This is a genomic window from Pseudomaricurvus sp. ABR4_320, assembly GCF_056159445.1.
This window is the reverse complement of the sequence record NZ_JBSWVF010000002.1, coordinates 607,499-631,892: the sequence shown is the minus strand read 5'-3', so window position 1 is coordinate 631,892 and position 24,394 is coordinate 607,499. Positions and strand designations below refer to the sequence as shown.

The window sequence follows — 24,394 nt, the reverse complement described above, 5'->3', positions numbered from 1 at the left end:
CCACTAAATGGTATTTTGTAGTATTTTCTCTAAGGACTGGATATTACCCAGTAAATCGGTACGCGCAGGATTACTGCGATAAACCGTACGTAACAAGGTCAGAGCATCATCGTAACGCTGCTGGTTAACCGCGACTTGAGCCTGTCCGAGCTGCGCTCTCTCTTTGTAATCAGGTAGCGCCGCCGCGCGCAGATAGTACACCGTAGCACGCTCATATTTTTTGGTTTTTTCGTAGAGATTTGCCAGAGTAAGCAAGCCTTCGCCCTCGGCTGGCGCCAACTTGACCGCTTCAGTCAGCAACTGAATGGCCTTGGTTGTGCGATCTCGCGAGGCCGCCACTTTCGCCTGTAAGGTAAGCAATTTGGCTTTGCGCTCAGAAGATAATCTTACCTTGCTGCCTGTTGCCGAGGTCGTCAACGCATCCAGATGAGACCAATCACCTTTGTACTCAAGATAGCGGGCGACGGTCAGCAATGCATTGAATGCGTCTTCATCGTCGGCACTCAAAAAGCGTGACATATTATCTTCAATCAACGCCGTTGCTCTCGCCGCACTGCCATGGGCGGCATGCAAGCGAGCGGCGGTAATCAGATTATCGAGATTATCCTGCCCCAACGCCAACGCAGTCTCCACACTGGCGAGCGCTTTAACATTTTGATCCTGTCGAAGCGCAATGCGCCCTCGTTGAATCCACAAATCCGCATCATCGGAATTGTCCTGCAGCATTTCCTCCAGCAGAGCCGACGCCTGGTCAAAGGCATCAGCCTCAACCAGAGCATACAACAACCCTCTTGCCCACTGAGTGTTTTCCGGAGCCAACATAAGTGCATTCTGGTAGGCGCTGATCGCCGATACGGGATATCCCTCCTGCAAGTTGGCGTAACCCAGTTGTCCGTAGATTTGATCGTCTTGCAAACCTAGGCTGGCGCAGTGAATCAACGATTCGCGAGCATTTTTAAACTGCGATTGCATCAGATAGGCAACGCTCAATGTACGATGGGCCGCAGCAAAGTCGGGCGCATCAGCAATAACTTGAGTTAACACCTTCTCAGCATCATCAAATCGCTTCAGGTTGACGAGAATCTGACCGTAGAGCTCACGAAACGCCGTGGAAGCTTCCGTCATATCCTGCTCAGCAAAGGCCTTGGCAGCAACGTCATAACGACCCGCCGTCAAATCCTCTCGCACCGTTAACAGGAAACGGGACTCTTCGCGAGAAATATGATCGTCCCGCTCCCCCCCCCGTTCCGGCTTTCTCAACAGAACTTGCCAATCCGGCTCTTCAACAACAAGTTTTAGCTCTGCGTGCACATTCGCTGAGAACCAAAGCGTCATGGAGATGACCACTCCCGACACGTATCGTTTTAAGGGCAAAGTTTTCATAAAAAGACTATCCATCGTTACGCCTCGATGACAACCGGCCAAATAAACCTGGCTTTAACCGCTTCACTGCCTTTGAAGGGTGAAGAAAAGCGACTGGCTCGAACGAAGCGCTGTATCTCTCCTATCAATTCCTGATAGGGATTATCAACAATATTCAGCAAGGTCACATCGCCCTTTTCGTCAATCATGACATCCAGTTTGACGACCACTTTTTTAATGCCCCGCTCTTTTAAACGGCGAGGAAAACGCATTTTTACAGGGGTAAGCAAGGTTGGCTTGCCATCGAGTTCCGACAGAGCATACGCATCGAGATCAACCTTGGGAGCCTCCCAGTCAACCTTCTGCTGAGTAACACTCGGCACATCGGGAGGCGCAACGGAAATATCCGGCTGAGGTTGCAAATCGGCGATCACCATTTCGGCCCCCCGCCCGGCGATTTGCATATCGATGTCCGCCTCTGATTCGGCTTGTTGCTGTGGGGGCGGCGGTGGCGGTGGCGGCGTGACAGCAATATCAATCTTGCGGACCTCGACCGTATCATCGACCAGCGATTGGAAATAATACCCTAACCAGAGAATACCCAGTGCGGACGCCAACAGCAGGCTACTGAATATGGATGCTCGAAATTGACTTACCATGACAGCATCACTCAGGGATTCTTGCGGGTGGCAATATTGACGTCAGCCGCACCGGCCATCTTCGCTTGATCAATGACCTCAACCAATAGCGAGGTCGTCACCGCGGCGTCGGACTGAATGACCACGGGCCGCTCATTTTTTTGCAACAACTGCTCAACCATCGGACGCACACCGGCAACACCAATATTACTGCCGTCGTACATCACCTCACCTGCGCGAGTGATGGCAATAAGAATCGACATCTGATCCAACTTGCGTGCAGAAATTGCCTGGGGTTTATCGACTTCAACGCCGGTCTCTTTGACAAACACCGTCGATACAATAAAAAAGATCAGCAGAATAAACACGACATCCAGCAGAGGAGACATATCGATGCCGCTGGCTTGTTGCGTCTCCAATCGTTGTCTGAGTCGGCTAGCCATGAGCAGACTCCTCTGACGCCATGGCCACCTGTGGTCTCTGGCGCCCCACCGCCATGAGCGCCAACCAACCGGGTATGGCCAATATCAACCCCAATTGCGTGGTCAGCAGCGCGTCGGCGATGCCGCCACTTACCAGCTGACTGTCAACACCAGAGGTCATCATATTACGAAAGCTGAATTGCAGACCGGAGATGGTTCCCAACAACCCAAGCAGTGGCAGTGAAGCAATCAACACCGTAGGGAGCACACGCTGGCGCTCCAATCGTGCTTCCTTATCCGCCGCTGAGACGCCCAAGAGCTGTCTGCGGTTGTAGAGCATAAAAATCTGCTGGTAGCCGACCCAGGCAATGACAATCATAACCCAGCAAATCCAATTGCCTGCCAGTTGATTGAGTGCATTCATGCGCCGGCTCCCTGCGGTAGCGAGCCACCAACATCGTCCCCTTCTGTCGACGATGATACGTCATGACGCTTGTCCGCCTCGCCCTCACTACTGATGACAATGGCGAAGCTTTCCAGCGCATCGTAATAACGTCTTGCGTAGCGAGACAAAAGCGCGTGAATGATCAGTGCCGGGATGGCGACCACCAAGCCAAGCTCGGTCGTTACCAAGGCTTTAGCGATACCGCCCGAGACGACTTCCGGGTCACTGGAACCGAAGGCGGTCATCATCTGAAAGGTTTCGATCATACCGCTGACGGTACCTAACAAACCCAACAGAGGTGCCACAGCGGCGGTAACCGCGATGACGCCAAGCCAATGTTCAAGGCGGTGCTTATTGTTGTGAAGTTGAACGAACAGTGCGTCATCCAGAGCCTGCCCCTGCTCTCCGGCGGCAGAAATCTTATAGAGCTCAGCCTGCATTCCCTTAAACTTCTCGATCAATGCCGAGTCTGCAGAGAGCATGCGTCGCGACGGCACGGCCACCACGGACGGCAGGCGCACCAGTTGTATGGCTTTGAGCAAGGCAATCAATGTCGCCAAACCACCGAACACCAAAATCGGAATGACCCAGAACCCCCCTTTGTGAACATGCTCCACAATGGACTCTGACGCTTCAGCACGTACAGAGGCTCCCCCCAACGAAGGATCCAATAAAACACTGCCAGCCCCCTGTTGATTGAGGGACTGCAAGGATGCTTGGCGATCCGCATCAAAGGTGGACGTCGACTCCAAAAAGTCTACCTTCTGTTGCGCAAAGCCTGCCTGCGCATTGTCGTTCGTCATATACCAAACCACCGGACCCAATCTCAGTGTATGGGCATCGGCGAGGCGACCACCGTCGAGAACCACAGACTCATTGGTCCATTGCGGTGACGTCGATTGATAGAGTTCTTTGGCAATGGCAACGGCGGCGCTCGCCTTTTCCGCCAATTGATCCGATTGAATTAATTGGGCGTCAACGTGGTTGCTCTGCAAAAAGCGGTTGAGCAGATTCTTTTGATAGGCATCCTGGTCCTGCCAGGATTTTAACCGCTCTTCCAGTTGACTGAGGCTCAGCGTACGCTCATCCATTTGTCGTCTGGCGGTCGCCGTCTGATCACGAAGTTTTAGCACTTCTTGCTCGAGGGACCGCAAGCTTCCTCCCAGGGTCAAACGCTCCTGGGTAATACGGGTCTCTGTCGTCTGCAAACGCTTTTTTGCGTCGCTGATGTTGTCGAGCATCGACGCTTCGATATCGGCAAATGCAACGAGTGGTAACCACAGGCAGGCGACGGCAAATATTCTCATTGTCTTATTCACCATGAGAATCTCCCGCATCGGTTGATGCCGTAGACAGAGTTGTTTGCAGATTCACAGGCAGAGGGATCAACGAAGGTTGCGCCTGTTTTTGATAGATGGAGATCGCCTGCAGCACACTGGCCGTGTCAACGCTGCTGTCCTTCAGCCACTGCCAGCGCCCGTCGACGACACGTCCAACACCTTTATAGTCGCCGGATTCACTTGTGAACCAGGCGCAACACAGTCCCAGATACAATTGCTTGACCAGATACTCACTGCCATCTTCCGCGGCAACTAAGGTCTCATTGACGGTCAACTGCGTATTAAACCGTTGCGCAATCGATAGACGTGCCAGCAGTAATTGCAGTCGACTCGAGGCATCATCGACCTCTCCTGCAGCCTCTGTTTCTTCATCCCACTGATCACGTACTGGATCCGGCAGCGTATCGTAAAGCGCATCGACTTCCTGGCTCATCCGATCCAATGCTCGCAACGTGGTTTGCTGTTGCGACTCCAGCTGACCCTGTTGCTCCAACAGTGTCTTGCGCCGGGCTTCAACATCACCACGGGCAGCAGAGCTTTCTTTCAATATGCCTTGCAGTTGCTTTTTTTCAACACTCAGCAAAGCCACTCGCTGCTCAAGTGCGGGCTTTTGAATCGCCCAGTCATTGATGAGATTGGCCTCCTGACGCTCAAGCTGCAACCACTTTCCCGTCAGCTCATCAATACTGCCCGTTACGGAATCCGCAGCCATGGCAAGACCACTTCCCCACAGCAATACCAGCCCCACGCTGGCGGCTTGCCTTATCTTCATACTGTCATCTCCCCAGGGAATCAGCGATCCGTGCACAGACCGCCAACCCCAAACGACATTGTTGTTACTGCATTAAAAGGTATAACTGGCCGAAATTAAGAAACTGCGTCCCGGCTCGTTGTAGGTATTTGCGCCCGCTGAAGATGTTTGAGTTCCCTCGCGGAAAACACCTTTATCCAACAGGTTTTTAACGGAGAAGTCTAAATCGATACCGTTATTGAAACTCAACACCGTACTGAAATTCATAATGGTGTAGGGTTTACGCGGCTCGGGATCTTCAATCACATCTCCGGTTGCGACGGAGGTTGTCGCACTTTCTGTCTCACCATAGTGCTGTCCACTTAGGTTCAACTCCCAGATATCGTTGACTTGCCAAGACAGCATACTGTTAATGGTGTAATCTGGAACCAATGAGAGAGGCTCTCCGGTATCCTTATTTTCCGACTCCAGCATGACTGTGGCATTGGTCGACCATTCCACGTTGTCGCCAAATGGGATCAGCAGGTTGCCTTCAAGCCCTTCGACCACAGCTTTATCAGCATTTTCCCATTGGAAGATCTGCACCAATCCGCCGGAACCACCGTCGTAGGCGTAGAGAACATTCTCGTTGCCTGCAAAAATTTTGTTGTGATAATCGTTGTGGAAATAGGTTAACCCCGCATTGAAACCAAGATCGGTTTTGTAGTTAAAACCCACCTCTTTGTTGAAAGAGGTTTCATGTTCCAGATCTTCATTACCAATGACCGAACACCCACTGCCTAAACTGGGGTAGTTCACTGGACAGCCATTACCCCGGGTGGTATAAACATAGTTGGGGTTGAGTTGATAGAGGTTTGGCGCTTTAAAGGCGCGGCTCAAACCCAATTGAAACGTCAATTCGTCGGTTGCCTGCCAGGAAGTATTGAGACTCGGAGAAACATTAAAGCCAGCTTCGCTGTGCTGATCAAAACGAACCCCTGGCGTCAGTGTGACGCTCTCCGTCAACAGAATATTGTCCTCGAAATACAACGCTACCAAACTGGCATCCATTTCCGAATCGCGAGCATCAGGATCCAGCGTGGTATCCGGCAGCTCAATGCCATCGGCAAGGTTAATGCTCGACTGGTTGGAGGATTCGTCGTCCTGCCATTCCCCTCGGTACTCAGCACCCGCAGTCAAGGTTTGATCTTTACTGAACCATTGCAAGGGAATATTCCACTCGGACTTGGCCGTCACATTGAGCAGCTCGATGGTATTCATCTCGCTGTCTTCGGTATTGATGACGCCCTCGCCACCGCCGGCCAGACCTTCTGACAGCCGGGTGTTTTTCGTCTGTTCCCACTGAACGTAACTGAAAGAATCGCCGAAATCGTAATTGCCACGGTGCGTCAATGACGCCGTCGAGCGACGCATAACACTGGTTTCTTCCCCGATATACGAGTTAGTCAACTCATGGTCGACACCCTGACGCAGATTGCTTCCGCTGTAGATATTGCCCTGACGGCTGTAGCTGAATTCCGCCTCTAAGGTATTGCGCTCGTCCATGTCGTAACGCAACAAAGTGCGGAAGTCTTCATTGACGACCCCCTCTCTACCGGCACCCACGCTTTCATCTTCCGGGGTGTAATCCCGGTTCAAATCCGGGTCATCGCCTTCAAGCTTGTTGTAATTGAGGATCGTGCGCTGGGAAAAACGTTCCGTCAGCGGACCACTCAACACCAGGTTCGCGCGCTTGTTCGAGCCTTCGTCCGAGTTTTCCGGTATCTCAGTTTGTACCGAAATGGTCGCCGATGCAGATTCCGGCTTTTTGGTAATAATGTTAATAACGCCACCGGACGCTCCAGAGCCGTAGCGCGCCGCGGCGGGACCACGAATAACCTCGATACTTTCGATGGCTTCGGCAGGCACCCAGTTGCTGTCGCCACGGGTATCACGCTCACCGGAACGCCCCATTTTGACGGAGTTACGGGAGAGCACTGGCTTGCCGTCGATAAGAATCAGGGTATTTTCTGGCCCCATGCCACGCACATCAATTTGGCGCTTATTGCCGTATTGGCCTGAGTTTGTGTTGCCGGTGAGATTAATACCCGGCATGGTGCGTACAATCTCTGATATATCGTTGGTGACAGGGCGACGTTTGAGGTCTTCTTCGGTAACAATGGATACACCTTGAGCCTGCTTCAGCTCTTCTTCCGCAGTTTTTACTACCGTTGTATCCAGCACATCCAGATCGTCTTCTTGACTGATGACATCGTCATTCTGAGCAAATGCTGCCTGAGCCACCAGTCCGAAGATTGCGACTGCCAGCGCCTGTTTTGCATACACTTTCATTTTCGTTTCCACTTTCTTACTTATGCTGTTAACAGCTTGATCCACCAAGGTTTAGGCACAGGTAATCACCGACATGATGCTCACATCGAAATTACTCAAAACCATGAAATATGACGTCGTGCACTGCAGTCGTCATTTGTTATCGAAATGCTGCTTGGGGGGTGCCGGCGTCGACCTTTCTGGAGGGCTGATCACTGACTGACGGTATGAATCCGAGCTCTCACGCAAAGCTCGGGCTATCGCAGGAACCTATCTTTAGGGTGCAAAAGGACTTGAGAACGCTCCTTGTCCACACGACCGATCAGGAAAAGGCAGATATATGCCAAACTCCTAAATAGCAATCATTACCATTTCCAGTTATAGTAAATGACCTGTCTGCGCGGAAACAGACAGTTGTGGTTATCGGATCTATAAACTTTTGTTATGGCAAACTTTCAGTGGTTACTTACGTTTCAGAAGCTCTTTGAGCTGAAGAACTTTACCCGCACAGCGGATTACCTGGGGATAACGCAAGCTGCCGTCAGCCTGCACATCAAAAAGCTGGAGAAAGAATATGGCAAGCTGCTGATACGCGAAGCAGGTATGTTTGACCTGACACCCGCAGGCGCCGCACTCCTCAATTATATTGGTGAGGTCGTCTCCGCGGAGCAGCGACTGCAGCAGCGCCTGGCCGATAAAGACCCCGGCAATGCAGCCGTGCGCGTCATCTGTCCCGGAAGCTTGGGGCTGAGGATCTACCCAATTCTGCTGGACTTGCAACAACAGCATCCAGCACTCCAAATCACCTGCCGTTTCGCGCCAGATGACGACATTCTCGATGGCGTGCGCAACAACCATTTCGACATTGGCTTTGTCGGCACACGACCCGACGATGCCCGCATCAGCAGTCAGCTGTTTTGCCGGGAGCCTCTGGAACTGGTGGTTCCCGCCAGTATCGAAGTCTTGGATTGGGAATCGCTGTGCCAATTGGGATTCATTGACCACCCAGACGGCAAAGCCATGGCCAATCGCTTGCTCAGCCGCATGTATCCGGGAGAATTCCGCTACAGCCAATTACGCAGTGCCGGTTTTGTGAATCAAATTAGTTTAATTTTAGAGCCAGTTGCCAGAGGGTTGGGCTGCACTGTAATTCCACAGTTCGCGCGCCAGACCTATCACGAACAAAGAAAACTGCGGGTCATTGACGCCGACACACCGATTAGCTTCCCACTCTGGTGCATTCATCGGTCAGAATGGCCACTGAGCCAAGCGGCCGAATATGCGCTCGAATCCGTTAGAGACGTTCTTGGTATCAGCGAATCCGTAGAGGCGATCGCGTAGGTGATTCGCTGATCACACAACTGCTAATTGTTGATGATGAAGCGATAGCGATGAAAATCTCTGTTGGAATGTTGAACAATGCCATCATAGACGCAACCTAAACTTGCCATAGCTCGATGAGCGCGGCGACTCACCGGCAGCAATATCACCAATTGAGAGATACCGCCGGTTGACACAGCTTGCTGCAACATCTGTTTAGCAATCGACAGTCCCCTACCCCAAAAACGTGGCGCCAATACCAGGGCCAAATCGAAATCGTCTCCATCAACTTGAACACCACCCCAACCGGCCGGTTGACCATCAACCACAATGGCTTCGACGCCAACACCATTAACAGCTCGCTGTCGAACTTTCTCCTCAATCCAGGCTTCCGCATCGGCATGAGTCCAAGCGCCTTCAGCCAATGGCATATGTCGCCGCACTCGAACGTCATTGTGCAAATCTGCGTAGAACTCAGGCGCGAGAGATTCGAGAGGAATGAATTGTATCACGCGGTCATCGGCCTCTTATTGAAATCCATAATCACGTAGAGACCTCCAGGTTCACCCATTTCTAACAAACAAAAAAGATTAATCGCTCACCAGGGTGGTAATGCTTAACGGAGAAAGCGTTAGTCGCCCTTGCCCATCGCTAACGGAAACAGGCGCTAGCGACGTGTAGTCTCGACGACTGTCCGTCACAACCGGATACAGTTTGGTGTACTCCCCTCCAGAAATGGAAAAATGAATCTCTCGCGGTGTCGCCGTTGGGTTAATCAGGATAAGAGATAAACGCTGGGTTTGCGGATTGATAAATCCACTGCTGACAATACGGCGGCCCGGTCCCATTGCCGACGGCTCAGCATGAACTCGCTGATCACCCGGCCGAACAAATGTCCAAAAGTGACGCACCACCTGAGCTTTTTTACCCAGACGGGTTCCCACTAAAAGATTGTGCTGATTACGCTCGGTAAGACTGCTGATTTGCCAGGGCAGTACCGCGCTGGCACCGCCATACACCAATGAATTATGCAAGGCAGCGCCGACACCCATGAGGGGCTCCGGCCAATCGTGACCACCGGTTCCACCTTCGGTCACCCAATAAGGTTTATCGGTCGGTCCAAGCAATTCACGAAATTGTGCACTGCTGCCAGATGACACATCACTGTGAATACCGTCGGTATAACCGTGGGTTGCCCAAATATCGACATCGCCGACAACATCCGATTGTTGCAACCGACGAATATAGCCAGGATTCCCCTCTTTATGATTAAGGCCGGTCATGGTTTCCGGCGTTAGAATTTTTACCGATGCAAAGCCTGCTGCGTCGAGTCGCTGGCGAATCATGGGAATAATGATCGCCAGCTCTTCAGGCAACCAAACGCAGGATTCAAACGTCTGGGAAAAACTGGGTTCATTGGCAGGGCTGATTGCATCCAGGTGAATACCGCGCTCTGCGTGATAGCGAACCATCTCCACCACCCAAGCGGCAAAGTGAGGAAAATATTCCGGACGCACTCGATTTTCGATGGGCCGATTGCCCCGCCCCACATAGTCCGTAGAGGTCGACAGCACACGGTCTGGCTGAGTATCGACCAGACTGTTATTAAACTTCATCCACGCGGGCGGACTCCAGACGCTGGCGATAAATTTCATGTCAGGGTTGCGCGCGAGCAAGCGCTGCCCGACATCAATAAAAATCTGTGCTCGCCCCCGGTGGACCGTAAAATCAAAGTCCTCGGCCCGAATGTCATCCGGATTGGCGACGGGCGTCGAATGAACCCCGCCCCAAAGATTTATGCGCAGCATGTTGCTGCCCATGGTTTCCAGATAGAGCTCGGTAAATTCATCGGTGAGATACAGCTGCTGCATATCCCGCTTCCAGGACACCAGGCAGGTACCCCAGCCATCAATGGTTTGGAACCGCTGCTCGGTATCGATGATTAACCGGTGTTGCCAGCGTTCAGGATCAGGGCTCGATCTGCCTGCAACGAAACCACTGAATACCGCCGCCGACAAAAGCGATCGCCTTCGAATTTTCAAACTACAGCCTCAAACTCTGCACAAAATTTATTCTGCATTGAGTTTTTCAAAAAAATCTATCCTGCTTTATCAACAGCCAATAAAAGTAAGCGCCAACTCACTAATGAGTAAGCTGCAATAATACACGGTCTATCAAACACGCAGTAAATTCATCGATACAAAACTCAATGCAACATATCCACTGCATAGGGTTGACCGCGCCGATTATTCACTTGCTCCAATGGATGAGTAGAGCCAACAATCACTGTCCATAGAGCCACCACATGATTGGCAAATCAAAAAGCAATTGTCTTGCATCAACAGCGTATCCATTAAAACATCTTATTGGCATCAAAATTAGCATAACATCAATCGCTAATATTTTATTGATAGAGATTATCGTTTATATTTACGCATTCAGGTTAAATTCATATTCGATGTAAGGAAGCGGTAACCTGCTGCGGAAATTCTACTAAAACCTTCCTTTTTAATTTCTTTCAATCTTTATTCCGTCGATCAAATAACACTCCGTTATTTTAGGATGTAGTCATGAAAAAAAATCTTTTAATTGGCCTCACGCTGATACCAGTATCGCTGGTAACTTGGGCACAATCCGAAGAAACTTCAGTTGAAAACAATGAAAGTGGTGCCACAGAAGAAGTCATTGTTCGAGGCCTTAGAGAGCGGTTGTATCAAGCCGGTATGCTCAAAGATGTGATTCAAAAAACAGAAGTCATTTCGAGCATGACCATCGAACAAAAGAACGCGGTCAATTTGACCGAAGCCATCGCAGCGTCGCCAGGTGTACGCGTAAACAACGAATGCTCAATGTGTGGCGTAAAGCGCGTCATGCTGAATGGAATGCGCGGTGAACATACAACCATTTTGGTCGATGGGATACCCACCTACACCATGCTCTCGGGCTTCTACGGCCTGGATGCAGCCGCCTCTGCCGGTATTGAAAATATTGAAATCGCCCGAGGCGCTGGGGCGTCATTGATTGCGCCCGAGGCCATCGGTGGCACAATCAATCTGGTTACGAAAGAAGCCACTAAAAACGGTGTCGAAATCGATGTCGCCGGCGGTGAAGACGGTTACCGTAATGCCAGCATTGTCGGCACGGCTCTGGCGAATGAAGGCCGCACACGCCTAACCGCAATTGGTCAATACAACAATCGAGATCAGTTTGATGGCGACGACAACGGTGTCAGCGAGAACCCAGAGCTGGAAAACCAATCTATAACACTGTACCTGTCTCAGGATATTGGTAACAGCGACAATGTGAGAGTCCGCTTAAATCGTACAGAGTCGGAGATTTTTGGCGGCCCCACCAATGCCAGTATTGGTTCAGTCAAATCGGATTACGCCAGCAACCCAGATTTTGAATCCAGTAGTTTGTTCATGAATGACGATGTCCGAGAAGATTATATCGGTCGTCCCTGGGAAACCACCGAGTGGATTGACACGACTCGTACCGAATCCTATCTCAGCTGGCTGCATGAATTTAGTGCCGACCTTAACGTACAACTTAGTATGTCTCACAACGAGCATGAACAGGATTCTTTCTACGAAGGGTTTCTGTATAGCGCAGAAGATAAGATGAATTATGGCGACGCACGCGTTCACTGGTCGCTTAACCAAGATCACACCCTAACCATCGGCTTGGACACCCGCATGGAAGAAATGCGCTCCAACACGAACAGCACCAGCGCTGCCTATGTCTCTGATAGCTTCGACTATGACACCACCGGTCTTTATGTTCAGGACACTTGGTTTGCCAGTGACCAACTGGAAATTTCTTTAGCCTTAAGATTTGATCAGGTAGAAGCCGACTTCGTTGATCCAAGCAAGTCGGGCGCTGAGATCGATGAAGATATCCTCTCGCCCCGATTGGATATGCGTTTCAGCCACAACGACGCCTGGACATCTCGCTTTTCCTATGGCCGCGGCTATCGGGCACCACTATCATTCTTTGAAAGTGATCACGGCATTCTCGATGCGGAGGTTGGCTTTGATATCCAGATTGACGAACTGGAGAGATCCCAATCATTCAACTATTCATTGAGTTTTGAAAACGAATTTTGGTCCGTCACCGGCTCGCTCGCGCATACTGTCGTCGAAAACCTGGCGACGCTTAGCGAATCCGACGAGGGAATCCCGGTGTTAGGCCAAAGTGACGAAGACGCCGACGTTACCGTTGCCGATATCGCTATGACCTGGAGCGTGGCGGACAACATTAACTTAATGTTTACTGCAGAAAATATCGACTATTCCGACGAGTTTAAAGAGTCTTTCGGTGTTGTTCCTGTTGAACAGAGACTGGTCGCCAGTGTCGACTGGGATGTTAGCGGCTGGGATGTCTATGCTTCCGCAACATGGGTTGGAAGTAGAGACCTGTCGGAATACGGCGTTCCCGAAAACCCAACCTTCGATGCCGCAGGCCTCTTTCCCAAGTCGCAAGATGCCGATGCTTATGTCACCTTAGATGTACGCGTCGCGAAAGAAATTACAAATAACTGGCAGGTTTATGCAGGTGTCACGAATCTGACTGACTATACCCAGGTGGAAGACATGGAAACACCGCTCTTTTACGAAGATGGCGGCTATGACGTTGCCCATATTTATGGCCCTTTGCGTGGCCGAGAAGCCTATCTCGGTGCAAAATATCAGTTCTGAGCCCGCCAACTGATGACCTTGTTACGCACGTTGGTCATGCTGGCGGGAGTGATGTTTATCTACCCCGCCAGCGCAGACCTAAAGTCCGTCAGTTTACCCAGTCTAATAGACGACGCCCCTGTATCTCTTGATCATTACAAGGGCAGCATGCTGTTGCTCAGTTTTTTTGAACCTGACTGTTCCTGGTGTTTTCGGCAGATGAAGGCGTTTCGCGAAATGCAGCAGCAATGTTCCAGCAAGCTGCAGCCGATTTCTATCGGAGTTCACGGCAACCATGAACAACTACGTTACGAGCTACGACGCGCCAAAGTGAATTACCCTGCGGCCTCTGCCACACCAGAACTGCTAAAGCTGCTGGGAGAAATTCCAGCCACCCCCTGGACCGTTGTTTTCGATCCGGAAGGTCGTCCACTTGGAAAAGTCCAGGGCTACCTTCCGATTAACCAAATAAAAAAACTTTTCCCCGAATATTGTGGTTAATGCTCGGGCATTAACATGAAGGGAAAAAATATCACCGCGAACGGGAAAACTTCCCTTCCCCTCATCACAACGAAGGATAATACTAAAGTTGCGATGATCATAAACGATCAGACAATATCATTACATCACCTTGAATGGGCTAGTGCCTGAGCGACTGGCTCAGACATCAGTGCGCCCTTGCCACCGGGAATTTTTCTTCGATTTCCAGGGAATTTTACCCGGCAATATTCGGGCAAAGCTCCGTTTCTCATATTTACTCTCGCCACTAATAATGCCCGGGCATCCATGATAATTACCCATTAGCGAGAGGTAAGACATGCCACGCCTTGTCAAATTTAATAAAAATTATTTACTCACTGCCGCAGTGGCCTGTGCTCTGACAGGAAACAGCCTGATAAGTCACGCGAAAGGTGTGACTTGGTCTGATATTGAAAACGACGCAAAAACGCCAGAAGATGTTTTGATGTACGGCATGGGACCAGAAGCTCAACGCTTCAGCCCGCTCAAACAAATCAATAAAAAGAACGTTCACAAACTGTCACCCGCCTGGATGATGAGTTTCGGAGATGAAAAACAACGTGGACAAGAATCCCAGGCGTTGGTATACGACGGCACCGTCTATGTTACGGCCAGCTATTCCCGGATTTTTGCATTCGACGCTAAAACCGGCGAGAAAAAATGGTCTTATTCCCATCGTTTGCCCGATGGCATTCGTCCCTGCTGCGATGTGATTAACCGAGGCGCCGCCATCTATGGCGATATGGTGTACTTCGGCACTCTCGACGCGGCCATCGTGGCGCTAGACCGGCACACAGGTAAGGTCGTCTGGAAAGAGCGCTTTGAAGATTATAAAGCCGGTTACACCATGACCGGCGCCCCAACTCTGGTCAAAGACCAAAAAAGCGGCAAGGTACTGTTGATTCACGGATCATCAGGTGATGAATTCGGCGTGGTCGGCAAACTCTTTGCTCGCGATCCAGAAACCGGTGAAGAGATCTGGATGCGCCCCTTCGTTGAAGGGCATATGGGTCGACTCAACGGCAAAGACAGCACGCCAACGGGCGGCGTTATGCCAGAAGAAGTTAAAACCTGGCCGCGGGATGAAAATGGAGAGCTGGTCGAAGCCTGGCATCACGGCGGCGGCGCCCCTTGGCAAAGTGCCAGCTTCGATGTCAAAACCAACACCATCATTATTGGGGCAGGCAACCCAGCACCATGGAATACCTGGAAGCGCACGGCCAAAGGTGATGACCCGCGCAACTGGGATAACCTCTACACATCGGGCCAGGTTGGTGTTGACCCGACCACCGGCGAAGTAAAATGGTTCTACCAACATACTCCCAACGACGCCTGGGATTTCTCGGGCAATAATGAACTGGTGCTTTTCGACTACGAGGAAAAAGGTAAGACCATAAAAGCCACCGCCCACGCCGATCGCAACGGTTTTTTCTACGTGGTCAATCGCGAAAACGGTGACTTCATCAAAGCATTTCCTTTTGTCGACGACATCAGCTGGGCAACACATATCGATCCCAAAACCGGTCGTCCCGTTGAGGTCGATGGGCAGCGCCCTCCTCTACCGGAACCCGGCGAAGAGAAAGGCAAACCCGTCGAAGTCTCTCCGCCCTTCCTGGGAGGCAAAAACTGGAACCCCATGGCTTATAGCCAAAATACCGGCTGGTTTTACATGGGCGCAAACCACTGGAAAGAAGACTACTGGACAGAAGAAGTGACCTACACCAAAGGCAACGCCTATCTTGGTCAGGGATTCCGGATTAAAACACTGTATGACGATCACGTCGGAGTACTTCGCGCGGTCGATCCACAATCAGGAGAAATCAAATGGAGCCACAAGGAAAAGCTGCCCCTCTGGGCGGGTGTTCTCGCAACCAAAGGCGGTTTGATTTTTACCGGGACCGGGGACGGTTTTATCAAGGCCTTTGATGAAAAAACCGGCGAAGAATTGTGGAAGTTTCAAACGGGATCTGGAATTGTCTCCTGCCCCATTACTTGGGAAATGGACGGCGAGCAATACATTGGTTTCGCCTCCGGTTACGGTGGAGCCGTACCTTTATGGGGCGGCGACCTCGCACAATTGACCAAGCCCGTTCCTCAGGGCGGTTCCTTCTGGGTCTTTAAACTTCCCAAACATTAATCTCCGCATGGAATCCGGGCACAATCATCGTGCCCGGTGTTTTTTACCCCGGAGTAGACTTCCTATGAAAGCGCTTCTTTTCACGGCGACTCTCGCGGTCACGTTAAACCTACAGTCACACGTCTGTCTTGCCGATATTCCCCCTTTTGAAGACGCCAATCCGGTTATTGATGGTTGCGAAATAAAACCCCAGACGGTGTGCGAGAATGTCGATCTAAGCGGGGCGGATTTAAAAAATGTCGATCTCAGTGGTGCGAAATTCACCGGGGCAGACTTTTCAAATGCCGATCTGCGTCATACAAACCTCAGCTATGCGACCTTCAAAAACTGCTCCTTCAAAGGAGCAGATTTAGCCTCAGCCAATTTAAAACACGCGGACCTACGCAGCTCATCACTGCAAAATGCGAATCTCGAATCGGTGGATGCCTGGGCCTTGTTTGGTCAGGGTGTGGACTTCAGCGGCGCGAATCTTCAAGGTGCAGATTTCGACCAGGCTCGACTTTCCGGCGCTAAATTTGTCGACAGCATGCTGCGCGGCGCCCATATGGAACGGGCATGGATGAATAAAGTTGACCTGACCAACGCCAATCTCACCAACGCCAATCTGCAAGAAGCAAAACTGAACAGTGCCAACCTGCACAACGCCAACTTTCATGGCGTAAGAATCCACTACGCGACCTTTCAGGGAACCTTTATGGAAGGCTGCCACGAGTGCCCGTTTGATTGGTGATGATTGACTATACTGCGTGGCCTCTGCTCCGAAAACGAAAAGCTACAGCCTGCTAACGCGCCGTCGTTACCCCGGTAACTACAAGAAATCTTTATATAAAGTAGCGCAACATCGTTTACTGGCGCGCCATTCCTTATTGGCTGGCTTTCCGGTTGTTCCCAGAAGTGCTGCACGTGATAATTCCCTCTCACTGCAGTCATTTCAGGAGTCAATAATATGTATAAGCGACGGACAGCCACTTTCACCCTTGCCGCAGCCCTCGTGTTAGCCTCAGCTATCGCACAGGCAGGAAAAGACAGTTACCAACTGGAACCTTGTTTGAAAGCCGCTCAAAAAATTGCACCTGGAGATTTCATCAAAGTCGAATTTCTAAATCCTTCCGCAGAAGGCATGGCCTCTTACGAGCTTGAACTGAAAGACAAGTCCGGGCAAGAGTGGGAATTTATGTGCGATGCTCGACACGGCAATATCTACGAAATTGAAAAAGAAGCCGAATCAGCGGAGGATCCTCGCTTCAAAAAAGGGATGAAAATTACCGAGGATGACGCCAAAGCAAGCGTTTTGGCGTTGTACCCAGGCGACATTGAAGAACTGGAATACGAACTCGAATCCAACGGAGATGCGTCTTACGAAATTGACGTCGTCGATGAAAATGGTACTGAATTTAAAGTCGAAGTCGATGCCGCCAGTGGCGACATTATTGAGGTCCATGTTGAACAGTGGGAAATTGGTGAAGAACCCGACGAACAACTGTAGCGTGTTTCTCAATAGGATCTCTCTCATAAGGCACCTTTAGAATTCTGGCGGCGTCTGGGCGCAGCTTGCTCAGCCACACATTCCAGCAAATGCCTTTTTCACTGGGCGCCGCCCTTCCTTGCCAGCCCCCCAAAATCACTCTGTTTAGAGGATCCCTGAGGTCAGAGATTATTTAACAGGGTGTAAGAGTAATGCACTACTTTGCTTCTTTAGATGTACAAGGCTAAGACTGTTATGATTAAACTCATCGTCGCCATTCATAAACGTGCCGACCTATCTTCTCAACAATTCCACGATCACTGGCGCAATCAGCATGCCGAATTGGTTCGAACAAATCCTGCCACGCAACGTTACGTAAAAAAATACGTGCAATGCCACACGCTAAAAGATGCTACAAACCCGCAATTGCCCGTCGCCTTTGATGGCACAGCGGAACTCTGGTTCGAGTCTATTGCAGACCAGCAGGCATTTTTCAGCGATCCAGATTATCTCGCCAACATCCAGCCTGACGAAGCCCGCTTTGCCGACATGGAACGAACGGTTTTTTTTATAACGGAAGAAGTCACGGTGGTAGGCGGCGAATGAGTACATACCACTGCGCGCCTAATTTTCCTCACAATTACATTCGCAATATACCGTAACGGCACAAAGCCAAGGAAAATTTAACGCATTTGCAGGATTGCACTGGCGACTCCGCTAATGCTTTCTCCTGCGACGAGGCCAGAGGCAACCGCAATAAGAAATTTTTGCGCCCAGCTCAAGGCATAGCGTTGTAAGGCAAAGGCGATCAGCGTTCCCAAACACATAGTGATCGAGATCGATGCTGGAATCACAAACGCCAATCCTAGCGCTGGCGCACTGGGAATCCAGTGGCGCTTTTCCGGCAAAAACGCTTCTGTTAAAGCCAGACCAATGCCCGCCATTGCGGCAATCAACATGGCGATCTGTGCCGACATAGTAATCGCCGATACCCCCTGTTGCATCGCTACGGCAACGGCCTGCCAGGTGACTACGGCTGGCGCGGGCCACTCCGGTGTTGCCAACATCGTCTGAGGATCGGGTATCAACGCGAGATAGACCATACTCCCCACCAAACTTCCCGCAGCGACACCAAAGCACTGAGCCACGACTTGAGCCGCAGGATTGGCCCCAATAACTCTTCCGGTCTTAAAGTCGTTTAACAGGTCAGCACACTGCCCTGCCGCACCACCAGCAACATTTGCAGACGTCAAATTCGCCACTAAATTCCCCGGCGCCGCTATGCCCAATCCCAATTGAGCCGTCTGGCCAATCGCGCCAATCGGAGGAATGCCCGTCTCACCGACGATCCGCCCTGCAACAACCGCCATCAACAGCGCCATAGGAACCGTCGCAAAAGCAATCAGATACGATGTGTTAAACAACCACACCTGCATCACAACAACCAGAATGCTGGCGGCAATTAGCCCCAGATAAACGCTCGCTGTTATCGGATAATGAGATGCCGAAGAAGACTCACCGGCGCTTAACGAGACAGTTTGGGCCGTTCGATCAGGACGACGCGGTACAAATAACAGAGCAAAGGATGTTATCGATGCCGTTACCATTAAGGCAACTCCAGGCCACAACAACCATTCAACCAAAGGCGCAAACCAATTGACGTCCGGTTTGAGCTCTGTGCCAGTAACCCACCCCTGTTCGATAACAAACGGCGCGATCCCGGCCCACGCCAAGAGCGCTCCAAACAATAAGCTGAGTCCAATGCGTGTACCAATAATCGCCCCAAAGCCACACAAGAGTGGAGAAGGCTCGATCATCAGGGTCAGACTTTTTAGACTGTAGGTTATGGGCTGCCCCGAGCTTCCCGAGGTAAAACTCCCCGGCAGGGTTAACCTCGGCAGAGACCACCAATAGCTATCACACAGCTTCACAACCCCTGCCGTTACCGCCGCTAATCCAAGCGCCTTTACGCGCTGCAAAGCAGCATTGCCTTGAGCAAAGATATCGGACATTACCTCAGCGGTTGCCACCCCTGCCGGCAGTGGTAAATTCGACCGAACAAGAAAAGGATTCAAGAGCAAATAAGCCACCCAAATCCCCAGAAACGACACACTAAATACCCAAAAAACCAATTGCAAAAACGGCAGCTCGATGTCGGCAACCAAAGCCAACGCAGGAATTGGAGCCACCAACCCACCGGATATAATCGAAGCCGCAGAGGAAGCCGCCGTCTGATTGATATTGCTTTCAAGTAATCCCCAAGGCCGGGCGATCGATAAACGCTGCAGCACCGTCCAAAAGCCGTAGCTGAGCAACGCAGCGGAAATGGACATGTTAAAAGACCAGCCGATTTTTAGACCGGAATAGATGTTACAAGGCGTAAGAAAAATACCGAGAACCAGCCCGGTAACCAAAGCTCTCAGCGTTAACTCATCGGCGTAACGCGATGTGGGTAACACCTCTACCCGTCCCCTTTGGAACTTTGTAAGTAGGCGACCAACAACTGCGATGTTGACAGCAAACTGTCCACATGAGTGCGCTCATAACCATGTGTCGATTCAGTACCAAATGCAATAAGTGCATGACGCAGATCGGCGCCTGCCGTTATCGCAGAATGGGTATCGCTGCGATAGAACTCATAAACATCAGGTCGATAGCGGATGCCATGTTGATGACACAGAGATTTTAAATGTCCAACCAATTTCGCATCATACACGCCACTGGCATCCTTAATGCCGATATTTACACAATGCTCGCTGCTGTTTTGCCCGGGTGCCACAGGTCCAATATCAATACTCACCATTTCGTCAACATCGGCAGCGGGCACATGCCCGCATCCGCAGCCGACTTCTTCCGCAAGGGTAAACAGTAGCTGACATGGCACAGCCAATTCATCGACACCAGCATCTCGCAACGACTTGATCGCGGTTAACAGACAGGCGATCCCTGCTTTATCGTCGAGATAACGAGACACCACATAACCATTGTCTAGCCATTCAGTTGTTGGATCCAACGCCCCTATCGCACCAACCTGAATCCCCAAATCGCGCGCATCAGAACCACTGTTGCACGCTGCGTCGATTCTCAGTTCGACGTTGTGCCAGCTGACTGCCAACCGATCGATATCATCACCATAGACATGACCCGATGATTTGATGGGCAGAATGGTGCCTCGGTAGCAAGTTCCGTCGGCAAATAAGGTCACACGACCGCCTTCTGCAAATCGCGCCGACCAGGAGCCAAGCGGCGTTATTTTCAAACGTCCAGAGTCACAAACTTCTCTCACCATGACGCCAAGCGTATCAACATGTGCAGCCAAAGCTCTACGATGTTGATTATTCTTGCCAGGGAAAACACCGATTAAGGTGCCACGTCGAGCCATTTGCCAAGGTACGGATAATGCCTGAAGTTGTATTTTCAAGTATTCGACAATGGAATCCGTATGCCCCAAAGGGGAAGGAATTTCTAACAACGCTAATAATTGTTGTCGCAGATAGTTGCTGTCTATAGTGATAAGCACCTCATCCATAAGCACAGACAGAGTTTCAGGCCAATACCATTTGCCAAAGTCCTTGGCCGTATCGCCGATAGACTTCTTTTGTGGTGATAAACCCAATGTATTTCCGGAAAAAGAATTACACAGTGTGGCGCCATATTCCAACATAATTTCTCTGTTGACAGGCGCTCAACAAGAATCACTGCCGCTATCCTTCAAGCTCTTTCCTTATTTTTCGGAGAGGCGCATTCACGTTTCGATCAAAAACTTTTGAACTCTCAGCAACTTATATTTGAATGAAGTCTCGCAAGAAGACAACACGCTGCCACCTTCGAATTTCCTGAAAAATGAAAACAAACCGATTTCAAATAACAGTGCGGAAACTGTATTTTTTATAAATGGAAACTTAAGCGACAAAAAATTCCGGTCAATTTTCCATTTCGGAATGTGTCTCCGAGTTCGCCGTTGACACATCCACAACGAATCATCATCATGAATTACACCTAGCCGGTATCTATAGGAGAGTTTTGTGCAACGGAGTATTGCAGCATCTTATCAATCTTTTTTCTTTTCACTGATGCCATTTTCATTCTGTGCCGCTCAAGTTGATCAAGCGGGAGATGCGCCGGAAGTTGTGGAAGAAGTGGTTGTTACCGGAACTCGAATCGCAAGATCAGGAACGGATACACCGATTCCTGTGACCGCTCTCGACAGCGAAGACTTGGCGATGAACGCCGACATTTCTGTCGCAGACATGGTCAATCAACTGCCGGCTCTCAGAACCACGCAATCCCCCGCCAACACTAATTTCAGCGAGTCAGAGGCCGGAACAAATTTTCTCGATCTACGCGGCCTCGGTATCGACCGTACGCTGGTACTCATTGATGGACGCCGACAAGTTGGAGGGAGACCCGGTTCCGCAGCCGTCGACACCAACACAATTCCAACGGCGCTGGTTGAACGGGTCGAAGTGATCACCGGTGGCGCCTCTGCGGTCTATGGTGCCGATGCCGTATCCGGTGTGGTGAACTTCATCATGAAAGATGATTTTGAAGGGCTGCAACTGGACGTTCAATCCGGCATCAGCAACGAGAGCGATGGCGAAAGCTATCAGGTCAGCCTTACGGCTGGTGCCAATCTTGACGATGATCGCGGCAACATTTACTTCAACCTCACCCGTGACGAAGTCGGCTCCATCGTCGGCATAGACCGGGATTATGCCAATCAGCGGATTCGCTTTGCCAGCAACCCCGCCAGCACCGGCTCGAATGACGGTATTGCCGACAATATTTTATTCCGCAATACCGGGTTTATCTCCACCCCTCCCAACGGACGAGTGCAATTTCCAGATGGTAGCGGTGGTGCCACCCTCAGAGAAGATCTCGGCGGACCGTTTACCTTTGATGCCAATGGTGCACTTATTCAGCAAGATACTGGCACATTGGTAGAACCCTACCTCTCTGTAGGAGGCTTAAATGCGGGCAATCTTTCCGTCAACGATCTGTTACAGATTCCTACGGAACGCACACTGATCTCCTCCGGCTTCGATTACGACATCACTGACAGTATGACGTTTTTCGCCAGTGCGAAATACGCGCAAACGATAGCGACAACGGCTCAGCAATCCAGTTTTTCTCTGCCGGATACCGAGCCGATGTATATCTATGCCGATAACCCCTACGTGCCCGATGATTTGGTCGACCTCCTCAATGAGGAGGGCTTAGATGGCTTTTATGTTTCGCGAACGAATCGCGATCACGGCATGCGCCGCTCACAATCCGACCGGGATACCTATCAGTTCTATGTCGGTATTGAAGGCTATTTTAACGACAACCTGGATTACACCCTGCACTATCAGCAAGGGCGTACAGATGTTTCCACCGAATACATCAATCGACAGATTCCCTCCCGGTTTCAGCAAGCCCTGGATGTTATCGCCGATCCCATCACTGGCGAACCTGTCTGTCGCGATCCCAGCAATGGTTGCGTGCCCATCAATGTGTTAGGCCCCAATGCGGCGACAGAAGAAGCTCTGGACTGGTCTCTGGCAGACTTTACCAGTACTGCAGAGCTGGAACAGAAAGTCGCCAACTTTACGATCACGGGCGATACCATGGGCTGGTTTGAACTGCCCGGCGGCCCCCTGGGCTTTGCCACTGGCGTTGAGTATCGAGAAGAATCTGCCGCGACGGAAGAAGGGTTTCTCCGCAACACCGGTGATATTTTTAACTCCCCACCGATTGCCGATACCGAAGGGGAATTTGATGTCACTGAAGTCTTTGCTGAGGTCAATATTCCCCTGTTAAGCGATTTACCGTTTATCCAAGCGCTGTCCGTCGACGCCGCCTTGCGCAATGGCGACTATTCGACTGTCGGTAGCACAACGGCCTGGAAAGTTGGGGGCGACTGGGCCATCAACAATCAGGTGCGCTTGCGCTTTACTCAATCCGTCGCTGTGCGCGCACCGAATATTGGCGAACTCTACGCGCCGTCGGGCGTTGATAATGTCTTTTTGATTGACCCTTGTGATGCCAGCAATCTGGGCTCAGGCTCTGCGACCCGAGCGGCGAATTGTGCCGCCGCAGGATTATCACCGGATTTTGTGTCTCAATCCCTCAACCGCACTAACACAGTTACCACAGGCGGAAACGAAAACCTCAGCGAGGAAGAAGCCGATACCTTTACCGTTGGCATCATCTTGACTCCGGATTTCTTACCCGACTTTGCTCTGACCATCGACTACTGGGACATCGAAATCGAAGATGCCATCAACAGTTTTCCCGCCCAGGCCATCGTCAACAACTGCTATGACGGCGACAGTCTCAACAATCCATTCTGTGATTTGGTCAGCCGCCAGGTAAATGGGCAGTTCGATGTCGTTGAAAGCAATTTAATCAACGTGGCATCGTTTGAAGCCTCGGGCATCGACTTCGAAGTCAATTATGGCAGCGACATCGGCCCCGGCTGGCTCGATATTAATATGATGGGAACCTACCTGGACGAACTCACTTTTTACGGCAGCGAAGACAGCGTGGGTGATGAAGAAGCCGGAGAGCTCGGCGATCCAGAACTGACTTTTAACATCCGCGCCACTTATTCTATCGATAAATTTACCTTTAGCCTGGAAGAACGTTATCAATCGGAACAGGCCTTTGATCTTGCAGAGCCCGCGGAAGTGCGCAGCCCCAACGAAGCGGAAGAGGTTTGGTATACCGATATCCAACTGCGCTATGCCTTCTCGGACATGGCCACCATTTATTTTGGTGTCGACAACCTTTTCGAAGAAGAACCTCCGGTATTGGCGCAGATTCCAGAAATTCGGAGTTTTACTGGAGACTCCGTCGGTTATGATCAAATCGGGCGCTATTTTACGCTCGGAGCGAAAATCAACCTTTGATGATGGGAGGTTTTCTGTCTGAGCCTTCGCCGCAACTTGGTCAGAAAATTTTTTTAGAAAGTTTCAGATCAGAATGCTAACGGCCCTGTAATAGCGGGGCAGGTTTTATGCCTGCC

The 24,394-nt window shown here is 50.9% G+C and carries 19 protein-coding genes; 8 read left to right on the top strand and 11 right to left on the bottom strand.

Annotation, left to right across the window (positions count from 1 at the left end; all coding sequences use genetic code 11):
• Positions 1 to 3 precede the first annotated feature (3 nt).
• The 7 genes from ACXAFR_RS05930 to ACXAFR_RS05900 all read right to left on the bottom strand — a co-directional run bounded on the left by ACXAFR_RS05930 (position 4) and on the right by ACXAFR_RS05900 (position 7,289).
• Positions 4 to 1,383 carry a tetratricopeptide repeat protein gene (locus ACXAFR_RS05930; protein ID WP_475173649.1) on the bottom strand — a complete coding sequence of 460 codons (1,380 nt, stop codon included), beginning with the start codon at positions 1,381 to 1,383 and terminating at the stop codon, positions 4 to 6.
• Between the two features lie 17 nt (positions 1,384 to 1,400).
• On the bottom strand, positions 1,401 to 2,021 hold the full coding sequence (locus ACXAFR_RS05925) for an energy transducer TonB (RefSeq protein ID WP_475173644.1): 621 nt from the start codon (positions 2,019 to 2,021) through the stop codon (positions 1,401 to 1,403).
• 11 nt (positions 2,022 to 2,032) lie between these two features.
• Positions 2,033 to 2,443 carry an ExbD/TolR family protein gene (locus ACXAFR_RS05920; protein WP_475173640.1) on the bottom strand — a complete coding sequence of 137 codons (411 nt, stop codon included), beginning with the start codon at positions 2,441 to 2,443 and terminating at the stop codon, positions 2,033 to 2,035.
• On the bottom strand, positions 2,436 to 2,846 hold the full coding sequence (locus ACXAFR_RS05915) for a MotA/TolQ/ExbB proton channel family protein (RefSeq protein ID WP_475173636.1): 411 nt from the start codon (positions 2,844 to 2,846) through the stop codon (positions 2,436 to 2,438). Before ACXAFR_RS05915 ends, ACXAFR_RS05920 begins: the two co-directional genes overlap by 8 nt.
• Positions 2,843 to 4,189, bottom strand: coding sequence for a MotA/TolQ/ExbB proton channel family protein (locus ACXAFR_RS05910; protein WP_475173633.1), 1,347 nt, complete (start codon positions 4,187 to 4,189; stop codon positions 2,843 to 2,845). The genes ACXAFR_RS05915 and ACXAFR_RS05910 overlap by 4 nt, the downstream gene beginning before the upstream one ends.
• Positions 4,179 to 4,979: a DUF3450 family protein gene (locus ACXAFR_RS05905; protein WP_475173630.1), complete on the bottom strand. Its 801-nt coding sequence runs from the start codon at positions 4,977 to 4,979 to the stop codon at positions 4,179 to 4,181. Before ACXAFR_RS05905 ends, ACXAFR_RS05910 begins: the two co-directional genes overlap by 11 nt.
• 72 nt (positions 4,980 to 5,051) lie before the next feature.
• The gene (locus ACXAFR_RS05900; RefSeq protein ID WP_475173628.1) at positions 5,052 to 7,289 is read right to left on the bottom strand and encodes a FepA family TonB-dependent siderophore receptor; all 2,238 of its coding nucleotides are present in this window, start codon (positions 7,287 to 7,289) and stop codon (positions 5,052 to 5,054) included.
• Between the two features lie 423 nt (positions 7,290 to 7,712).
• On the opposite strand from ACXAFR_RS05900, the gene ACXAFR_RS05895 reads away from it, so the two are divergent.
• Positions 7,713 to 8,609: a LysR family transcriptional regulator gene (locus tag ACXAFR_RS05895; protein ID WP_475173624.1), complete on the top strand. Its 897-nt coding sequence runs from the start codon at positions 7,713 to 7,715 to the stop codon at positions 8,607 to 8,609.
• A gap of 23 nt (positions 8,610 to 8,632) precedes the next feature.
• Here the strand turns inward: ACXAFR_RS05895 and ACXAFR_RS05890 are convergent, their stop codons facing one another.
• Positions 8,633 to 9,100, bottom strand: coding sequence for a GNAT family N-acetyltransferase (locus ACXAFR_RS05890; protein ID WP_475173621.1), 468 nt, complete (start codon positions 9,098 to 9,100; stop codon positions 8,633 to 8,635).
• Between the two features lie 78 nt (positions 9,101 to 9,178).
• The gene (locus ACXAFR_RS05885) at positions 9,179 to 10,606 is read right to left on the bottom strand and encodes a glycoside hydrolase (protein WP_475173617.1); all 1,428 of its coding nucleotides are present in this window, start codon (positions 10,604 to 10,606) and stop codon (positions 9,179 to 9,181) included.
• 552 nt (positions 10,607 to 11,158) lie between these two features.
• Here ACXAFR_RS05885 and ACXAFR_RS05880 point away from each other — a divergent pair.
• From ACXAFR_RS05880 to ACXAFR_RS05855, 6 genes are all read left to right on the top strand, one after another.
• Positions 11,159 to 13,285: a TonB-dependent receptor plug domain-containing protein gene (locus tag ACXAFR_RS05880; protein WP_475173614.1), complete on the top strand. Its 2,127-nt coding sequence runs from the start codon at positions 11,159 to 11,161 to the stop codon at positions 13,283 to 13,285.
• Positions 13,286 to 13,297: 12 nt separating this feature from the next.
• Positions 13,298 to 13,765 (top strand): TlpA family protein disulfide reductase, encoded by a 468-nt coding sequence (locus ACXAFR_RS05875; RefSeq protein ID WP_475173611.1) that lies wholly within the window; start codon positions 13,298 to 13,300, stop codon positions 13,763 to 13,765.
• A gap of 316 nt (positions 13,766 to 14,081) precedes the next feature.
• Positions 14,082 to 15,920: a methanol/ethanol family PQQ-dependent dehydrogenase gene (locus tag ACXAFR_RS05870; RefSeq protein WP_475173609.1), complete on the top strand. Its 1,839-nt coding sequence runs from the start codon at positions 14,082 to 14,084 to the stop codon at positions 15,918 to 15,920.
• Positions 15,921 to 15,984: 64 nt separating this feature from the next.
• Positions 15,985 to 16,650 carry a pentapeptide repeat-containing protein gene (locus ACXAFR_RS05865; protein ID WP_475173607.1) on the top strand — a complete coding sequence of 222 codons (666 nt, stop codon included), beginning with the start codon at positions 15,985 to 15,987 and terminating at the stop codon, positions 16,648 to 16,650.
• A gap of 216 nt (positions 16,651 to 16,866) precedes the next feature.
• Entirely contained in the window at positions 16,867 to 17,406 is a 540-nt protein-coding gene (locus ACXAFR_RS05860) for a PepSY domain-containing protein (protein ID WP_475173605.1), read from the top strand.
• Between the two features lie 234 nt (positions 17,407 to 17,640).
• A complete protein-coding gene (locus tag ACXAFR_RS05855; protein WP_475173602.1) occupies positions 17,641 to 17,991 on the top strand; it encodes an EthD domain-containing protein in 351 nt (116 codons plus the stop codon).
• Positions 17,992 to 18,068: 77 nt separating this feature from the next.
• On the opposite strand, the gene ACXAFR_RS05850 is transcribed toward ACXAFR_RS05855, so the two are convergent.
• Together ACXAFR_RS05850 and ACXAFR_RS05845 are read right to left on the bottom strand one after the other, a co-directional pair.
• The gene (locus ACXAFR_RS05850) at positions 18,069 to 19,844 is read right to left on the bottom strand and encodes an OPT family oligopeptide transporter (protein WP_475173597.1); all 1,776 of its coding nucleotides are present in this window, start codon (positions 19,842 to 19,844) and stop codon (positions 18,069 to 18,071) included.
• Between the two features lie 2 nt (positions 19,845 to 19,846).
• The gene (locus tag ACXAFR_RS05845) at positions 19,847 to 21,049 is read right to left on the bottom strand and encodes an osmoprotectant NAGGN system M42 family peptidase (protein WP_475173595.1); all 1,203 of its coding nucleotides are present in this window, start codon (positions 21,047 to 21,049) and stop codon (positions 19,847 to 19,849) included.
• Positions 21,050 to 21,410: 361 nt separating this feature from the next.
• Here ACXAFR_RS05845 and ACXAFR_RS05840 point away from each other — a divergent pair, with 361 nt between their 5' ends.
• Positions 21,411 to 24,278, top strand: coding sequence for a TonB-dependent receptor plug domain-containing protein (locus ACXAFR_RS05840; protein ID WP_475173592.1), 2,868 nt, complete (start codon positions 21,411 to 21,413; stop codon positions 24,276 to 24,278).
• Positions 24,279 to 24,394 lie beyond the last annotated feature (116 nt).

Excerpts from the sequence above, each read along its gene's own strand:
- ACXAFR_RS05930 (WP_475173649.1), bottom strand. The coding sequence starts at position 1,383 with ATGAAAACTTTGCCCTTAAAACGATACGTGTCGGGAGTGGTCATCTCC.
- ACXAFR_RS05925 (WP_475173644.1), bottom strand. The coding sequence starts at position 2,021 with ATGGTAAGTCAATTTCGAGCATCCATATTCAGTAGCCTGCTGTTGGCG.
- ACXAFR_RS05920 (WP_475173640.1), bottom strand. The coding sequence starts at position 2,443 with ATGGCTAGCCGACTCAGACAACGATTGGAGACGCAACAAGCCAGCGGC.
- ACXAFR_RS05915 (WP_475173636.1), bottom strand. The coding sequence starts at position 2,846 with ATGAATGCACTCAATCAACTGGCAGGCAATTGGATTTGCTGGGTTATG.
- ACXAFR_RS05910 (WP_475173633.1), bottom strand. The coding sequence starts at position 4,189 with ATGGTGAATAAGACAATGAGAATATTTGCCGTCGCCTGCCTGTGGTTA.
- ACXAFR_RS05905 (WP_475173630.1), bottom strand. The coding sequence starts at position 4,979 with ATGAAGATAAGGCAAGCCGCCAGCGTGGGGCTGGTATTGCTGTGGGGA.
- ACXAFR_RS05900 (WP_475173628.1), bottom strand. The coding sequence starts at position 7,289 with ATGAAAGTGTATGCAAAACAGGCGCTGGCAGTCGCAATCTTCGGACTG.
- ACXAFR_RS05895 (WP_475173624.1), top strand. The coding sequence starts at position 7,713 with ATGGCAAACTTTCAGTGGTTACTTACGTTTCAGAAGCTCTTTGAGCTG.
- ACXAFR_RS05880 (WP_475173614.1), top strand. The coding sequence starts at position 11,159 with ATGAAAAAAAATCTTTTAATTGGCCTCACGCTGATACCAGTATCGCTG.
- ACXAFR_RS05875 (WP_475173611.1), top strand. The coding sequence starts at position 13,298 with ATGACCTTGTTACGCACGTTGGTCATGCTGGCGGGAGTGATGTTTATC.
- ACXAFR_RS05870 (WP_475173609.1), top strand. The coding sequence starts at position 14,082 with ATGCCACGCCTTGTCAAATTTAATAAAAATTATTTACTCACTGCCGCA.
- ACXAFR_RS05865 (WP_475173607.1), top strand. The coding sequence starts at position 15,985 with ATGAAAGCGCTTCTTTTCACGGCGACTCTCGCGGTCACGTTAAACCTA.
- ACXAFR_RS05860 (WP_475173605.1), top strand. The coding sequence starts at position 16,867 with ATGTATAAGCGACGGACAGCCACTTTCACCCTTGCCGCAGCCCTCGTG.
- ACXAFR_RS05855 (WP_475173602.1), top strand. The coding sequence starts at position 17,641 with ATGATTAAACTCATCGTCGCCATTCATAAACGTGCCGACCTATCTTCT.
- ACXAFR_RS05845 (WP_475173595.1), bottom strand. The coding sequence starts at position 21,049 with ATGTTGGAATATGGCGCCACACTGTGTAATTCTTTTTCCGGAAATACA.